Source organism: Providencia sp. 2023EL-00965, assembly GCF_033550225.1.
In the GTDB taxonomy this organism is placed as follows: Bacteria; Pseudomonadota; Gammaproteobacteria; order Enterobacterales; family Enterobacteriaceae; genus Providencia; species Providencia manganoxydans.
Genome location: NZ_JAWUEH010000005.1, coordinates 72,630 through 87,571, shown reverse-complemented (window position 1 = coordinate 87,571; position 14,942 = coordinate 72,630). Strand labels below are relative to the sequence as shown.

General features: G+C 44.5%; 12 protein-coding genes and 2 tRNA genes. 12 read left to right on the top strand and 2 right to left on the bottom strand.

The window, feature by feature from the left end:
* Positions 1–168: 168 nt before the first annotated feature.
* The 12 genes from secG (at position 169) to SC428_RS08545 (ending at position 13,242) form a co-directional block, all read left to right on the top strand.
* Positions 169–507 (top strand): preprotein translocase subunit SecG, encoded by a 339-nt coding sequence (gene secG, locus SC428_RS08600; protein ID WP_070925575.1) that lies wholly within the window; start codon positions 169–171, stop codon positions 505–507.
* A gap of 97 nt (positions 508–604) precedes the next feature.
* A tRNA-Leu gene (locus SC428_RS08595) sits at positions 605–694 on the top strand.
* A 59-nt stretch (positions 695–753) separates the two neighbouring features.
* Positions 754–830, top strand: a tRNA-Met gene (locus SC428_RS08590).
* Between the two features lie 206 nt (positions 831–1,036).
* Positions 1,037–1,489, top strand: a complete 453-nt coding sequence (gene rimP, locus SC428_RS08585; RefSeq protein WP_070925574.1) for a ribosome maturation factor RimP — start codon at positions 1,037–1,039, stop codon at positions 1,487–1,489.
* 23 nt (positions 1,490–1,512) lie between these two features.
* A complete protein-coding gene (gene nusA / locus SC428_RS08580; protein WP_070925573.1) occupies positions 1,513–3,021 on the top strand; it encodes a transcription termination factor NusA in 1,509 nt (502 codons plus the stop codon).
* A gap of 23 nt (positions 3,022–3,044) precedes the next feature.
* Positions 3,045–5,777 carry a translation initiation factor IF-2 gene (infB, locus tag SC428_RS08575; protein WP_070925572.1) on the top strand — a complete coding sequence of 911 codons (2,733 nt, stop codon included), beginning with the start codon at positions 3,045–3,047 and terminating at the stop codon, positions 5,775–5,777.
* A 91-nt stretch (positions 5,778–5,868) separates the two neighbouring features.
* Positions 5,869–6,279 (top strand): 30S ribosome-binding factor RbfA, encoded by a 411-nt coding sequence (rbfA, locus tag SC428_RS08570; protein WP_070925673.1) that lies wholly within the window; start codon positions 5,869–5,871, stop codon positions 6,277–6,279.
* A complete protein-coding gene (gene truB, locus SC428_RS08565; protein WP_140181053.1) occupies positions 6,279–7,223 on the top strand; it encodes a tRNA pseudouridine(55) synthase TruB in 945 nt (314 codons plus the stop codon). Before rbfA ends, truB begins: the two co-directional genes overlap by 1 nt.
* Positions 7,224–7,345: 122 nt before the next feature.
* Entirely contained in the window at positions 7,346–7,615 is a 270-nt protein-coding gene (gene rpsO / locus SC428_RS08560) for a 30S ribosomal protein S15 (RefSeq protein ID WP_006657959.1), read from the top strand.
* Between the two features lie 403 nt (positions 7,616–8,018).
* Positions 8,019–10,142: a polyribonucleotide nucleotidyltransferase gene (gene pnp / locus SC428_RS08555; protein ID WP_140185982.1), complete on the top strand. Its 2,124-nt coding sequence runs from the start codon at positions 8,019–8,021 to the stop codon at positions 10,140–10,142.
* Between the two features lie 81 nt (positions 10,143–10,223).
* Positions 10,224–11,141: a lipoprotein NlpI gene (gene nlpI / locus SC428_RS08550; RefSeq protein WP_070925570.1), complete on the top strand. Its 918-nt coding sequence runs from the start codon at positions 10,224–10,226 to the stop codon at positions 11,139–11,141.
* A gap of 169 nt (positions 11,142–11,310) precedes the next feature.
* Positions 11,311–13,242 (top strand): DEAD/DEAH family ATP-dependent RNA helicase, encoded by a 1,932-nt coding sequence (locus SC428_RS08545; RefSeq protein ID WP_140185966.1) that lies wholly within the window; start codon positions 11,311–11,313, stop codon positions 13,240–13,242.
* 478 nt (positions 13,243–13,720) lie between these two features.
* On the opposite strand, the gene SC428_RS08540 is transcribed toward SC428_RS08545, so the two are convergent.
* Positions 13,721–14,095, bottom strand: a complete 375-nt coding sequence (locus SC428_RS08540) for a YjaA family stress response protein (protein WP_140181047.1) — start codon at positions 14,093–14,095, stop codon at positions 13,721–13,723.
* Between the two features lie 40 nt (positions 14,096–14,135).
* Positions 14,136–14,852, bottom strand: coding sequence for a two-component system response regulator BtsR (gene btsR, locus SC428_RS08535; protein WP_070925567.1), 717 nt, complete (start codon positions 14,850–14,852; stop codon positions 14,136–14,138).
* Positions 14,853–14,942 lie beyond the last annotated feature (90 nt).

Below are 14,942 nucleotides of genomic sequence, written 5' to 3'. Positions count from 1 at the left end.
TTCTGCAAATGAGCTCAGGAAATAAAATTTGGCTTGCTTGTCGGCTCAGCATTAGTTAGTATTCGCACCTGCTCATTCCCGCAAAGGTCATTCTTCAAGGGCAATAGAGCAGGTGTGCAGTAATAAAGGTCATAGATACTATGAACCGCAACTGAATAGGTAACTCAAATGTACATAGCTCTTTTAATTATTTTCTTGCTAGCAGCAATCGGCCTAATTGGTCTGATCATGTTACAGCAAGGTAAAGGTGCTGACATGGGTGCATCATTCGGTGCGGGTGCTTCTGCAACACTGTTTGGTTCATCGGGTTCAGGTAACTTCATGACCCGCATGACTGGGATCTTGGCTGCTGTGTTTTTCATTATCAGTTTGATTCTTGGCAATATGACTGCCAACAAATACGGAACTGGTAGTAAGTGGGAAAACATTAGTGAACCTGCTAAAGTCGAGCAACCAACAGACGTTCCGGCAGCACCAGCTACACCAACGAGCGACATTCCTCGTTAAGTGTTAAAGATCCCGGATGAAGGCATTTAAGCCATCATCAAAGAAGTAAAAGAATTTGAGGTTATTGTTTGTTATAAACGGATAACCTCGCCTCAGTGCCGAGGTGGTGAAATTGGTATACACGCTACCTTGAGGTGGTAGTGCCTACAAAACGGGCGTACGGGTTCAAGTCCCGTCCTCGGCACCATTATTTAAGATGACTTGTGATCTATGAGTTATCTGTGTAGAATATGTCACGTTTTCGAACGCGGGGTGGAGCAGCTTGGTAGCTCGTCGGGCTCATAACCCGAAGGTCGTCGGTTCAAATCCGGCCCCCGCAACCAACTCTTAGTCAGCATATCTTTTCAGATGTATTTATCGTAAATTCTCATCGATTTATTTAGATTTTAAAGATATACTAAGAAGATGGTGAACCCGTTGGCACTACAGGGTCCAGTTTCATAAAGCCCCGAAATTTCGGGGTTTTTTGTTATTTGACAATCGAATTAACTGGGCTTTTATAGCCCTTTTTTTATGTCTGGGGGTGGGCTTGTCCACATTAGAGCAAAAATTAACAGAGATGATTTCAGCACCGGTGGAAGCACTTGGCTTTGAATTTGTAGGCTTAGAGTTTGTCCGCGCGCGTACATCGACATTGCGTGTTTTCATTGATAGTGAAGAAGGCATCACCGTTGATGATTGTGCTGATGTCAGCCATCAGGTGAGTGCAGTATTGGATGTCGAAGATCCAATTTCTGTCATTTATAACCTAGAAATTTCGTCACCAGGGCTAGAACGCCCACTGTTCACTGTCGCCCACTATGAGCGTTTTGTCGGTGAAGAGGTGGCTCTGACTTTGCGCATTGCGATGCAGAACCGCCGGAGATGGCAAGGTATTATTAAAGCCGTCGAAGGTGAAATGATAACGGTTACTGTGGATGGTAAGGATGAAGTGTTCGCCCTTGGCAACATCCAGAAAGCTAACTTGGTACCCCACTTTTAATTAAGTTCAATGAGGCAACTAGGATGAACAAAGAAATTCTGGCTGTTGTTGAAGCGGTTTCTAACGAAAAATCCCTCCCTCGTGAAAAAATCTTCGAGGCTCTGGAAACGGCACTGGCGACAGCAACCAAAAAGAAATATGAGCAAGAGATCGATGTTCGTGTCGAAATCGACCGTAAATCAGGTGACTTTGATACGTTCCGCCGTTGGTTGATCGTTGATGAAGTGACTATGCCAACACGTGAAATCACGTTAGAAGCGGCACAATATGAAAATCCAGAGTTGAAACTGGGTGAGTATGTTGAAGATCAAATTGAATCAGTTGTTTTCGACCGTATTACCACGCAAACGGCGAAACAAGTCATCGTTCAAAAAGTTCGCGAAGCTGAACGTGCGATGGTTGTTGACCAATTCCGTGAGCAACAAGGTGAAATCATCACTGCTCAAGTGAAGAAAGTGAATCGTGAAAATATCACGTTAGATCTTGGTAACAATGCTGAAGCCGTTATTTTACGTGAAGACATGTTACCACGTGAAAACTTCCGTCCAGGTGACCGCATCCGCGGAGTCCTGTATGATGTTCGTCCTGAAGCACGCGGTGCGCAGCTTTTTGTTACCCGTTCTCGTCCTGAAATGCTGGTTGAATTATTCCGCATTGAAGTACCTGAAATTGGTGAAGAGATCATCGAAATCAAAGCTGCTGCTCGTGATCCAGGTTCTCGCGCTAAGATCGCAGTAAAAACTAACGATAAGCGTATTGACCCAGTAGGTGCTTGCGTAGGTATGCGCGGTGCACGGGTTCAAGCCGTTTCTAGTGAATTAGGCGGCGAGCGAATTGATATTGTGTTATGGGATGATAACCCTGCTCAATTCGTTATTAATGCAATGGCTCCGGCTGATGTGGCATCTATTGTCGTCGATGAAGACAAATGTACGATGGATGTTGCCGTAGAAAGTAGTAACTTGGCTCAAGCGATTGGCCGTAATGGTCAAAACGTTCGCTTAGCGGCACAATTACTGAAAAAACACCGTGGTGATGACAAATGGGAACTGAATGTCATGACCGCAGAAGAGCTGAATGCAAAACATCAGGCAGAAGCACATGCTTCTATTGACACATTCACCAAGCATCTTGATATTGATGAAGAGTTCGCCACTGCACTTGTTGAAGAAGGCTTCTCGACGTTAGAAGAACTGGCCTACGTGCCTATTAAAGAGCTTCTGGAAATTGACGGTCTCGACTCCGATACTGTTGAAGTTCTACGTGAAAGAGCAAAAGCGGCCCTCACTACGATTGAATTGGCTCAAAAAGAGAGCCTAGGTGATAATCAGCCAGCAGAAGATTTATTGAATCTGGAAGGTATGGATAATACCCTAGCTTATAATTTGGCTACTCATGGTATCTGTACACTGGAAGATCTTGCTGAGCAGGGCATCGACGACCTGATTGATATTGAAGGTCTGGATGGTGAGAAAGCAGGAGCACTCATCATGGCTGCACGTAATATTTGCTGGTTCGGTAACGATGCGTAAACACTGTAGCAGGAAGGAACGGCATGACAGAAACTGTAAAATCATTGGCAGCAGAAATTCAAACCACAGTTGAGCGCCTGGTACAGCAATTTGCTGAAGCAGGGATCAAAAAAGGTGAGAATGACTCTGTTAGTCAGTCAGAAAAAGAAACATTGCTGGGGCACTTAAATCGTGAACACGGCGGCTCGGCGGGACAGCCGAGTAAGTTAACATTGCAACGTAAAACGCGTAGTACGTTGAGTGTTCCAGTTACCGGTGGTAAAAGTAAATCGGTAAATGTAGAAGTCCGCAAAAAACGCACTTATGTGAACCGTGACGCTGAGCAAGCGCAAGCGGAAGAGCAGGCGAAGCGTGAAGCGGAAGAGCAGGCACAGCGCGAAGCTGAAGAACTGGCAAAACGTGAAGCTGAAGCTAAACGTATCGCAGAAGAAAAAGCGAAACAAGAAGCACAAGCAAAACGTGATGCCGAAGAAAAAGCAAAACGTGAAGCAGCTGAAAAAGCTACGCGCGAAGTAGCGGAAAGAGAAAAAGTGAAACCAAGCGAAAATCATCAAAAAGCTGGCAAAGCCGGTGAGAGTAATTCTGAAAAACAGCGCCTTGAAGCCGAGGCAGCCGCTCTGAAACGTAAAGCGGAAGAAGAAACTCAACGTAAAGTTGAAGCTGAAGCTAAACGTGTTGCAGAAGAAGCTCGTAAAATGGCCGAAGAAAACGGTGAAAAGTGGACGAGTGATGCAAAATCTGATGAAGATAGTGACTATCACACCACAACCTCTCAACATGCGCGTGCAGCGGAAGATGAGAGTGATGAGAAAGAAGAAGGCCGTCGTTCTCGTAACCGTAGTGCGAAAGCACCTCGCCAAAAGAAAGGCAATAAACTTTCTGAGAAGGCTGATCGTGAAGAAGAACGTGCTGCTGGCCGTTCTGGTCGCGTTAAAGGTAAACAACGTAAGGGTAGCTCACTGCAACAAAGCTTTACTAAGCCTGCCGCAGCAGTAAACCGTGATGTTATTATCGGCGAAACGATCACTGTTGGCGAATTAGCTAACAAAATGGCTGTTAAAGGCTCACAAGTGATCAAAACAATGATGAAGATGGGCGCTATGGCGACTATCAACCAAGTCATTGACCAAGAAACTGCACAACTTGTTGCAGAAGAAATGGGCCATAAAGTTATTCTACGTCGTGAAAACGAGCTTGAAGAAGCGGTAATGAATGACCGTGACACTGGCTCCGCAATGGAAGAGCCACGTGCACCTGTTGTGACGATTATGGGTCACGTTGACCACGGTAAAACGTCACTACTTGACTATATTCGTTCAACCAAAGTTGCTTCAGGCGAAGCGGGTGGTATCACCCAGCACATTGGTGCATACCATGTGCAGACTGACAAAGGTATGATCACCTTCCTAGATACCCCTGGTCACGCCGCGTTTACCTCGATGCGTGCTCGTGGTGCACAGGCAACGGATATCGTTGTTCTGGTTGTTGCAGCGGATGATGGCGTGATGCCACAAACTATCGAAGCTATCCAACATGCGAAAGCAGCGGGTGTACCGATCGTTGTTGCTGTGAACAAAATTGATAAACCAGAAGCGGACCCAGATCGTGTCAGAAACGAACTGTCTCAATATGGCGTTATTTCTGAAGATTGGGGTGGTGATACTCAGTTTATCAGTGTATCTGCGAAAAAAGGAACAGGTATTGATGACCTGCTCGACGCTATCCTACTGCAAGCTGAAGTCTTAGAGCTGAAAGCGGTTTATGCAGGTATGGCAAGCGGTGTTGTTGTTGAATCTTACCTTGATAAAGGTCGTGGTCCAGTAGCCACTATCCTTGTTCAAGAAGGTACATTGAACAAAGGCGATATCGTGCTTTGTGGCTTTGAATACGGCCGTATTCGTGCGATGCGTAACGAATTAGGTAAAGAAGTTCAATCTGCTGGCCCATCAATGCCTGTAGAGATCCTCGGTCTATCAAACGTTCCATCAGCGGGTGATGAAGCGACAGTTGTTCGTGATGAGAAGAAAGCGCGTGAAGTTGCTTTGTATCGTCAGGGCAAATTCCGTGATGTTAAACTGGCTCGCCAACAGAAATCTAAACTGGAAAACATGTTTGCTAACATGGAAGACGGTAAGGTTTCTGAATTGAACATCGTTCTGAAAACAGATGTTCAAGGTACCTGTGAAGCGATCACTGACTCACTGATGAAACTGTCAACTGATGAAGTTAAAATTAAAATCATCGGTTCTGGCGTTGGTGGTATCACTGAAACTGATGCTACTCTGGCAGCGGCGTCTAACGCAATCATTCTTGGCTTTAACGTACGTGCTGATGCTTCTGCTCGCCGTGTTATTGAAAGTGAAAGCGTTGACCTGCGTTACTACTCCGTTATCTATAGCCTGATTGATGAAATCAAACAAGCAATGAGCGGTATGTTAGCGCCTGAATACAAGCAGCAAATCATGGGTCTTGCAGAAGTTCGTGATGTATTCAAATCACCGAAATTTGGTGCAATCGCTGGTTGTATGGTGACTGAAGGAACTATCAAACGTAATAACCCAATCCGTGTTCTACGTGATAACGTGGTTATTTACGAAGGTGAGTTGGAGTCACTGCGTCGCTTTAAAGATGACGTCAACGAAGTGCGTAATGGCATGGAATGTGGTATCGGTGTTAAGAACTACAACGATGTCCGCGTTGGCGATATGATCGAAGTCTTTGAAGTAATTGAAATTAAACGTTCAATTGACGGTTAATTTCACGAGTAATCACACATCTAATGTGTGTGAAGCTCATTGATATATTCCTAGGGGGGCTTATGCCCCCCTATGTATCGGAGATATGGATATGGCAAGAGAATTTAGTCGTTCTCAGCGTGTAGCACAAGAAATGCAAAAAGAAATTGCAATTATCTTGCAGCGCGAAGTGAAAGATCCTCGCATTGGTATGGCAACCGTTTCGGGTGTTGAATTATCAAGAGACTTGGCCTACGGAAAAGTATTTGTCACTTTCTTAAACATTTCTCATGAAGAACATGAGTCACAAATGGTTCAAGATGGTATTAAAGCGCTAAATGAAGCTTCAGGCTTTATTCGTTCTTTACTCGGAAAAGCAATGCGTTTACGTGTCATTCCTGAGTTAACGTTCTCTTACGATAGCTCACTGGTTGATGGCATGCGTATGTCTAACTTAGTTTCTAATGTTATTCGTAATGATGAAATACGCCGTGCAAATGCGGACGATAAAGAGGAAAAATAATGGGGCGTCGTCGTAGCGGCCGTAATATAGATGGCGTTGTGCTGCTGGATAAACCTACTGATATTTCTTCAAATGATGCGCTGCAAAAAGTGCGGCGCTTCTTCAATGCAAATAAAGCGGGCCACACCGGTGCGTTAGATCCACTTGCAACAGGGATGCTCCCAGTGTGTCTTGGTGAAGCAACCAAATTCTCTCAGTTTTTACTTGATTCAGATAAACGTTATCGTGTAATTGCTCGCTTGGGGCAACGTACCGACACTTCTGACTCTCACGGAGAAATCATCAGTGAGCGTAACATTGAGTTTACACAAGCTCAGCTTGATGAGGCTTTAGAGCACTTTCGTGGTGATACTTTGCAAGTTCCCTCAATGTATTCCGCATTGAAACATCAGGGACGCCCTCTGTATGAGTATGCACGAAAGGGGATCACCGTAGAGCGCGAAGCCCGCCCAATTACAGTCTATGAGTTACAGTTTATTCGCTTAGAAGGTAATGAGCTTGAGCTGGAAATCCACTGTTCTAAAGGCACCTATATTCGAACCATCATTGATGATTTAGGTGAAATGTTAGGCTGTGGTGCTCATGTGATCTATTTGCGCCGAGTTCAAGTGGCAAATTATCCGTACGAACGGATGGTGACATTGGAACAGTTAGCAGAGCTAAGAGCAAGAGTCGATGCAGGTGAGGGCTCTTTTGAGTCATTACTCGATAGTTTATTGTTACCGATGGATACCGCTGTCGTGCATTTTCCAGCGGTCAATTTAACTGAAGAAACAGCCGCTTATTTTAAGCAAGGTCAACCAGTTAGAGCCGATATTGGTGGATTAGCTGAAGGTACGATGATCAGAGTGACTCGAGGTGACTCTCAATGCTTTATTGGGATTGCGGTGATCAGTGAAGATCTTCGGGTTGCGCCGCGACGTTTAGTCGTCGAAAATGAATAATCCGCATCGCGGCACTTATTGCTTTGCGCCGTTAAGCAGCGTAGAATAGCGGCGCTTAATCTGTGAGATGCTAAATTAGAGATTGGCTCTCATTACATACATTTATACATTTGGAGTTTATTATGTCTCTAAGTACTGAAGCGAAAGCAAAAATCGTTGCTGAATTCGGCCGCGGTGAAAACGACACTGGTTCAAGCGAAGTTCAAATCGCTCTGTTAACTGCTCAAATCAACCATCTGCAAAGCCACTTTTCAGAGCATAAAAAAGATCACCACAGCCGTCGTGGTCTGCTGCGTATGGTTGCTCAGCGTCGTAGATTGCAAGCTTACTTGAAAGGCAAAGACATCGCGCGTTATACCGCTCTTATCGAGCGTTTAGGCCTGCGTCGCTAGTCTTTACTCTAAATAATTCGAGGCGCAGCTAGGCGACAAATGAGTGAGATACTAAGCGCATACATCAGTATGTGACTAGTGCGAGTGAATAGAGTTAACAACGCTGCGACTTGAAGTAGGACGAGTATCGTCAGTTTCAGTGAAAAGGGGCCACCGGCCCCTTTTCTTCTAAAAGTTATATTAAAGTTGAAGTAATACTCGAATTATACTTAACTTAAATGCTAAGCTATGATCCGTAATTAATTGTTTTATTAACGCCTCTTCAGCTACACCGATTCGCGCGGCTAATGAGAAAATTGATAACATGAACATCAGTGTTCTCATTAGTCGCGAGGCTGTGGTAGGAAGAGAAAGCCAATGTCGCTAGAAAAGCTCCAGCGGCCTAAAAATGAAGGGTAATATTTTGTTAAATCCTATCGTTCGCAAATTCCAATACGGTCAGCACACTGTATCCATTGAAACTGGTATGATCGCTCGCCAAGCGACAGCCGCGGTAATGGTGAATATGGATGATACTGCGGTTTTCGTTACTGCGGTAGCTCAGAAAAAAGTTAAAGAAGGGCAAGACTTTTTCCCTCTGACGGTTAACTATCAAGAGCGTACCTATGCCGCTGGTCGTATCCCAGGAAGTTTCTTCCGTCGTGAAGGTCGCCCTGGCGAAGGTGAAACACTGATCGCTCGCCTGATTGACCGTCCACTACGCCCACTGTTCCCAGAAGGCTTCCTGAACGAAATCCAAATCATCGCTACTGTGGTGTCTGTTAACCCACAAGTTAACCCAGATATCGTTGCAATGATCGGTGCATCAGCTGCATTAGCTCTGTCAGGTGTTCCTTTCAATGGCCCAATCGGCGCAGCTCGTGTTGGTTTTATCAATGATGAATATGTATTGAACCCAACTGCTGACGAATTGAAATCAAGCCGCCTTGATTTAGTGGTTGCAGGAACTGAAAGTGCTGTTCTGATGGTTGAATCAGAAGCTGAGCTGTTAAGCGAAGAGCAAATGCTTGGTGCCGTTGTTTTTGGTCATGACCAACAACAAGTTGTTATCAATGAAATTAATGAATTAGTAAAAGAAGCAGGCAAAGAAAAATGGGATTGGCAACCTGAGCCAGTTAACCAAGCTCTGCAAGATAAAGTTGCTGCCTTGGCTGAAAGCCGTATGGGCGATGCATACCGTATCACTGAGAAACAAGAGCGGTACGCACAAGTTGACTTGATTAAAGATGAAGTCACCGCAGCAATTGTTGCTGAAGACGAAAACGTCGATACTTCTGAAGTTGCAGAGATCCTTGCTAACTTAGAAAAACAAGTTGTACGTAGCCGCGTTATCCGTGGTGAGCCACGTATTGATGGTCGTGAGAAAGACATGGTTCGTGCTCTAGACGTACGTACTGGTGTTCTGCCACGTACTCATGGTTCAGCACTGTTTACTCGTGGTGAAACTCAAGCACTGGTTACTGCAACACTGGGTACTGAGCGTGATGCACAGGTAATCGACCAACTAATGGGCGAGTACACTGACCGCTTCTTGTTCCACTATAACTTCCCTCCATACTCTGTTGGTGAAACCGGTATGGTAGGTTCGCCTAAACGTCGTGAAATTGGTCATGGTCGTTTAGCAAAACGCGGTGTTCTGGCTGTTATGCCAAACCACGCTGATTTCCCATACACGGTACGTGTCGTGTCCGAAATCACCGAATCAAATGGTTCATCTTCAATGGCTTCTGTATGTGGTGCTTCTCTGGCTCTGATGGATGCTGGTGTACCAATTAAAGCGGCTGTTGCTGGTATTGCAATGGGTCTGGTTAAAGAAGGCGACGATTTCGTTGTACTTTCTGACATTCTAGGTGACGAAGACCACTTAGGCGATATGGACTTTAAAGTAGCTGGTAGCCGTGATGGTATCAGTGCACTGCAAATGGACATTAAAATTGAAGGTATCACTCGCGAAATCATGCAAGTTGCATTGAATCAAGCGAAAGGTGCTCGTCTACACATTTTAGGTACGATGGAACAAGCGATTAACAGCCCTCGTGAAGAGATCTCTGAGTTCGCACCACGTATCTACACTATCCGTATCAATCCAGACAAGATCAAAGATGTTATCGGTAAAGGTGGTTCAGTGATCCGTGCACTGACTGAAGAAACCGGTACAACCATTGAAATTGAAGATGATGGTACTGTGAAGATTGCTGCAACTGATGGCCTGAAAGCGAAAGAAGCGATTCGTCGCATCGAAGAAATTACTGCTGAAGTTGAAGTTGGCCGTATCTACCAAGGTAAGGTAACTCGTATCGTTGACTTCGGTGCATTCGTTGCTATCGGTGGCGGTAAAGAAGGTTTAGTTCATATTTCTCAAATCGCTGATAAGCGAGTTGAAAAAGTGACTGACTACCTGCAAATGGGCCAAGAAGTGCCCGTTAAGGTATTGGAAATCGACCGTCAAGGCCGTATCCGCCTAAGCATGAAAGAAGCTGTGGCAACGGAAGAAGTTCCAGCACAGCAACAGGACTCAGCAGAGTAGGCTGATACTGAAACAGCGCCTTTTGTATGAAGGCGCATTTAGCCGTAATTTGCTGAACTAGTGGTAATGTAAGGACGGAGTATGCTGAACAGTATCTGTCTTCGGTTTAGGGATTTAAACACGTTTACTCGTGTAGTCTCTGCGCTTATCTTTTTTGTACTACTTGGATGTAGTAGCAAAGATTGGCGTAAAAACGAGGTATTTGCTGTTCCTTTGCAACCATCATTACAGCAAGAAGTGATATTGGCTCGTATGGAACAAATCCTTGCGAGCCGATCTTTAACCGATGATGAATACGCCCAGCTTTTATATGAGCGCGGAGTGTTGTATGATAGTCTCGGTTTGAGGGCATTAGCGCGCAATGATTTTTCAACTGCGTTAGCGATCCGCCCTGATATTCCTGAAATCTTTAACTTTTTAGGAATATATTTTACGCAGGCTGGCAATTATGATGCCGCCTATGAAGCGTTTGATTCTGTATTAGAGCTTGATCCAACTTACAATTTCGCGCGTATGAACCGTGGCATCGCATTATATTACGGTGGCCGTCATAAATTAGCGCAGGATGATCTGCTGGCGTATTATCAGATAGATCCAAATGATCCTTTTCGTTCTCTATGGCTTTATCTTGTTGAAAAAGACATAGACCCGCGTATAGCGCAAGAAAATCTTGCTGCTCGCTATAATCGTGCGGAGAAGGGGCAATGGGGCTGGAATATCGTAGAGTTTTATTTAGGTGACATCAGTGAAAATACATTGATGACGCGTTTGAAAGAAACTTTTACGGATAACACTTCGCTCGCTGAGCATCTCAGTGAAACTAACTTCTATTTAGGTAAGCATTACCTAAGTCTGGGGGATAAGGATAGCGCAACTGCGTTATTCAAACTGACGGTGGCTAACAACGCTCACAGCTTTGTTGAACACCGCTATGCATTGTTGGAATTGGCGCTGTTAGGCCAAGAACAAGACGACCTTTTAGAATCGGGCCAGCAATAGCTGACGAACATTTCATGACTATTTTTTGAGCCATCATCTTTAGGGGTGACGGCCTATTTGTTCGTTTAATAACACAATTTGAGCCAGTTCACATTTTAAATGAAAATGACCGAAATGAATTTCGTACGGTTATGTAAACTGGCCGCCATTAAGTATGAGGCACCTTTACATGACCACCGAGACTGATATCTCTTTCGCTGATTTAGGTTTATCAGCGTCTATTTTGACTGCACTAAACGACCTGGGATACGAAAAACCTTCACCAATCCAGCAGCAATGTATCCCATTGTTGATGGAAGGTAACGATGTGCTGGGAATGGCCCAAACAGGTAGTGGTAAAACTGCTGCTTTTAGTTTGCCGTTACTCCATAACATCGATCCTGATTTAAAAGCCCCACAAATTTTGGTTCTTGCTCCAACTCGTGAGTTGGCTGTTCAAGTTGCTGAAGCGATGGGCGATTTCTCTAAACACATGAGCCGCGTTAATGTTGTTGCTCTGTATGGTGGCCAACGCTATGACGTACAATTACGTGCTCTGCGCCAAGGCCCGCAAGTGGTTGTCGGTACGCCTGGCCGCCTACTTGACCATCTAAAACGTGGTACTTTAGATCTTTCTAAACTGAAAGGTCTCGTATTAGACGAAGCTGATGAAATGCTACGTATGGGCTTTATTGAAGATGTTGAAAACATCATGAGCCAAATCCCAGCTGACCATCAAACTGCGTTGTTCTCTGCGACTATGCCTGAGCCAATTCGTCGTATTACACGTCGTTTCATGAAAGAGCCTAAAGAGATCCGCATTCAAGCTAGCATTACAACACGTCCTGATATTGCTCAAAGCTATTGGACTGTGTATGGCATGCGTAAGAACGAAGCATTAGTTCGTTTCTTAGAAGCTGAAGACTTCGATGCTGCAATCATCTTTGTACGTACTAAAAACGCAACATTGGAAGTCGCTGAAGCGCTTGAGCGTAATGGTTACAACAGTGCGGCACTGAATGGTGATATGAACCAAGCACTGCGCGAACAAACCTTAGAGCGTTTAAAAGATGGTCGTTTGGATATATTGATTGCAACTGACGTTGCGGCTCGCGGTCTTGACGTTGAGCGTATCAGCCTAGTTGTTAACTATGATATTCCAATGGATGCAGAATCTTACGTTCACCGTATTGGTCGTACTGGCCGTGCGGGTCGTGCGGGTCGCGCATTATTATTCGTTGAGAATCGCGAGCGTCGTTTGCTGCGTAACGTTGAACGCACCATGAAGCTGACTATTCCAGAGGTGGAACTGCCAGATTCTCAGCTATTAAGTGAACGTCGTCAGGCGAAATTTGCTGAAAAAATTCAACAGCAATTTGAAAGCAGCGATTTAGATCAATACCGTGCACTGTTAACTAAACTGTCTCCATCAGAAGATGTAGATATGGAAACATTAGCAGCAGCACTGCTGAAAATGGCTCAAGGCGAACGTGCCCTGATCCTGCCACCTGATGCTCCACGTCGTCCACGTCGTGAGTTTAACGACCGTGATGACCGTCGTCGTGATCGCAATAACAGCAATGGCAATGGTTTTGAGCGTGCAGAGCGTGGCGGTAGTGCTCGTCGTGAGCGTCGTGATGTTGGTGATATGGAAATGTACCGTATCGAAGTTGGCCGCGATGATGGTGTAGAAGTTCGTCACATTGTTGGTGCGATTGCGAACGAAGCTGATATCAGCAGCCGTTATATTGGTAATATTAAATTGTATGGTACTCACTCTACCATCGAATTGCCAAAAGGCATGCCAACTGATGTATTAACCCATTTAAGCCGTGCACGTATTCTGAACAAACCAACTCAGATGCAACTGATTGGCGATGCGCAGCCATTTGAACGTCGTGAACGCCGTGGCGGTTCACGTGGTAGTGAAGGTGGTTTTGGTGCAGGCCGTCGTAACGATCGCGAAGGTGGAAACCGCCGTAGTGGTGGTGATCGTGATAATGCGGGTGGTAACCGCCGTGGTGGAAACCGTGATCGTGGTAATAGCAGCGCTCCACGTGGTCGTAATGAAGATCACAATACTGCTGCACCACGTCGTCGCAGCACTAGCCATAACGCATAATTAAATGCCTAAGTGCCTTGATTAAACCGGCACTGGTTAAAATACAAAACCCGCTTCCAATTGGACTGCGGGTTTTTTATTGGAGAAATTTAATATTCATTGCATTATTTTTTATTTATCGTAAATACTCCTGCATTGCTTAGCTCTTTAGTATTTATGTATCGCATTTGCTTGCCACTTATTTATTTTAGGATAAATAAGTATATCTTTTTCTTGAGTAGTCATTTTCTTTCAAAAAACGACAAGAATTTTATTTGTAAAGTTAGATGGTAGACATAAGATGCATGAGAGAAAGGGGTTAATGGCTCCTAAGATTGTTGATGAAGCGGAATAAAAATATGGTTTTTCCAACTCTGTATTATCAGCCGAAAATCAATGAATTGGTTTTGCTCATTTATTTCTATTTCAAAAATTTTAACCACTGCCGGCAAACAGAATACGTCTGTCAGCAGTTTGAGGGGCTTAATGGCCCCTTGGATTATTTCCTATCCAATAACTCTTCTGCATGTTTTTGTGGCATGGGGAGAGTGTCATGACTGACGATCACTTTTTTAAGCTTATGGTTAAAAGCTGCAACAGTGATCTCTTCGAGTAGTCTGACTTCAACAGGACTTAAGCCGCCTTCATTTTTTTCTAAAGCTTGCACAATAATGCGATGATGTGGTGTTAATGGAAGCCGAACACTCAGTTTCATTGTGTCAATAAGTTGCACTAGAAGGCTTTGGGCGACGTAAAAATCACCAATGATCAGCCGAGACGATGAGAAATCACCTTTTGCGGTATATTCTTCATGGGTCTCTAGGTTTTTTAAGGTCATTGAGTTGGTGCGAAGTTGTAAGTAGAAGTCGGCCATGTATCATCTCCCTATACGCGTCATCTTTTAAATAAATACTCTAAATGAGTCCTAGTGCTTCTTTTAACGGCTTTAAGTAGCGGCGGCTTACTGGGATATGTTCCCCTGAGCTTAAGACTAGCTCTGCTTGCCCATTATCACCAAACAAAATTTCACTTAATTGCGTCATGTTAACTAAATATTGACGATGGCAGCGCACTAATGAGGTGCGTAACTCGAGTGTTCTGAGAGTCAGCTCTGTAAAGCCTTCTTGGCCTTGTGTGCTCATCACATAAACGCCACTCATGCGCGAAGTGACATACTGCACTTCATCCAATTTCATCAGCCAAATGCGGCTATGGCCGGTACAAGGAATAAATTTTAATGGCTCGTGATCACTTAAGATTTCAAGATCTTGTTTTTGTTGGCCTTGGCGTAGGCGAGTGAGTGTTTTATTCAGTCGATCGCTTTCGAGTGGTTTTAATAAATAATCAAATGCGTGTTCTTCAAAGGCTTGGATGGCGAATTCATTAAAAGCGGTTAAAAAGACGATATAAGGACGATCTTCAGGATCAAGCATGCGTACCATTTCAAGGCCAGTGATACGAGGCATTTGAATATCAAGAAATACTACATCGGGTTTCTTTTTGTGGATCACACCGATTGCTTCAATTGCATTGGCGCATTCATCCATGATTTCAATATCATCATGTTCTTCAAGCAAACAGCGCAAGTTTTCCCGTGCAAATGGTTCATCATCAACAATTAGTACGTTCATAAATATTCAATCTTTTTATTATATTCGTGATACTTCAAGTTGCAGCGCCTTTTGTTAAGGTATGGTGACTACGCTCGCCGAGTCATAGCG

What these genes read in the sequence shown, in the direction of transcription:
- btsR (WP_070925567.1), bottom strand. Translation starts at nt 14,852, where the DNA reads ATGAACGTACTAATTGTTGATGATGAACCATTTGCACGGGAAAACTTG.
- infB (WP_070925572.1), top strand. Translation starts at nt 3,045, where the DNA reads ATGACAGAAACTGTAAAATCATTGGCAGCAGAAATTCAAACCACAGTT.
- truB (WP_140181053.1), top strand. Translation starts at nt 6,279, where the DNA reads ATGGGGCGTCGTCGTAGCGGCCGTAATATAGATGGCGTTGTGCTGCTG.
- rbfA (WP_070925673.1), top strand. Translation starts at nt 5,869, where the DNA reads ATGGCAAGAGAATTTAGTCGTTCTCAGCGTGTAGCACAAGAAATGCAA.
- nlpI (WP_070925570.1), top strand. Translation starts at nt 10,224, where the DNA reads ATGCTGAACAGTATCTGTCTTCGGTTTAGGGATTTAAACACGTTTACT.
- SC428_RS08540 (WP_140181047.1), bottom strand. Translation starts at nt 14,095, where the DNA reads ATGGCCGACTTCTACTTACAACTTCGCACCAACTCAATGACCTTAAAA.
- rpsO (WP_006657959.1), top strand. Translation starts at nt 7,346, where the DNA reads ATGTCTCTAAGTACTGAAGCGAAAGCAAAAATCGTTGCTGAATTCGGC.
- SC428_RS08545 (WP_140185966.1), top strand. Translation starts at nt 11,311, where the DNA reads ATGACCACCGAGACTGATATCTCTTTCGCTGATTTAGGTTTATCAGCG.
- nusA (WP_070925573.1), top strand. Translation starts at nt 1,513, where the DNA reads ATGAACAAAGAAATTCTGGCTGTTGTTGAAGCGGTTTCTAACGAAAAA.
- secG (WP_070925575.1), top strand. Translation starts at nt 169, where the DNA reads ATGTACATAGCTCTTTTAATTATTTTCTTGCTAGCAGCAATCGGCCTA.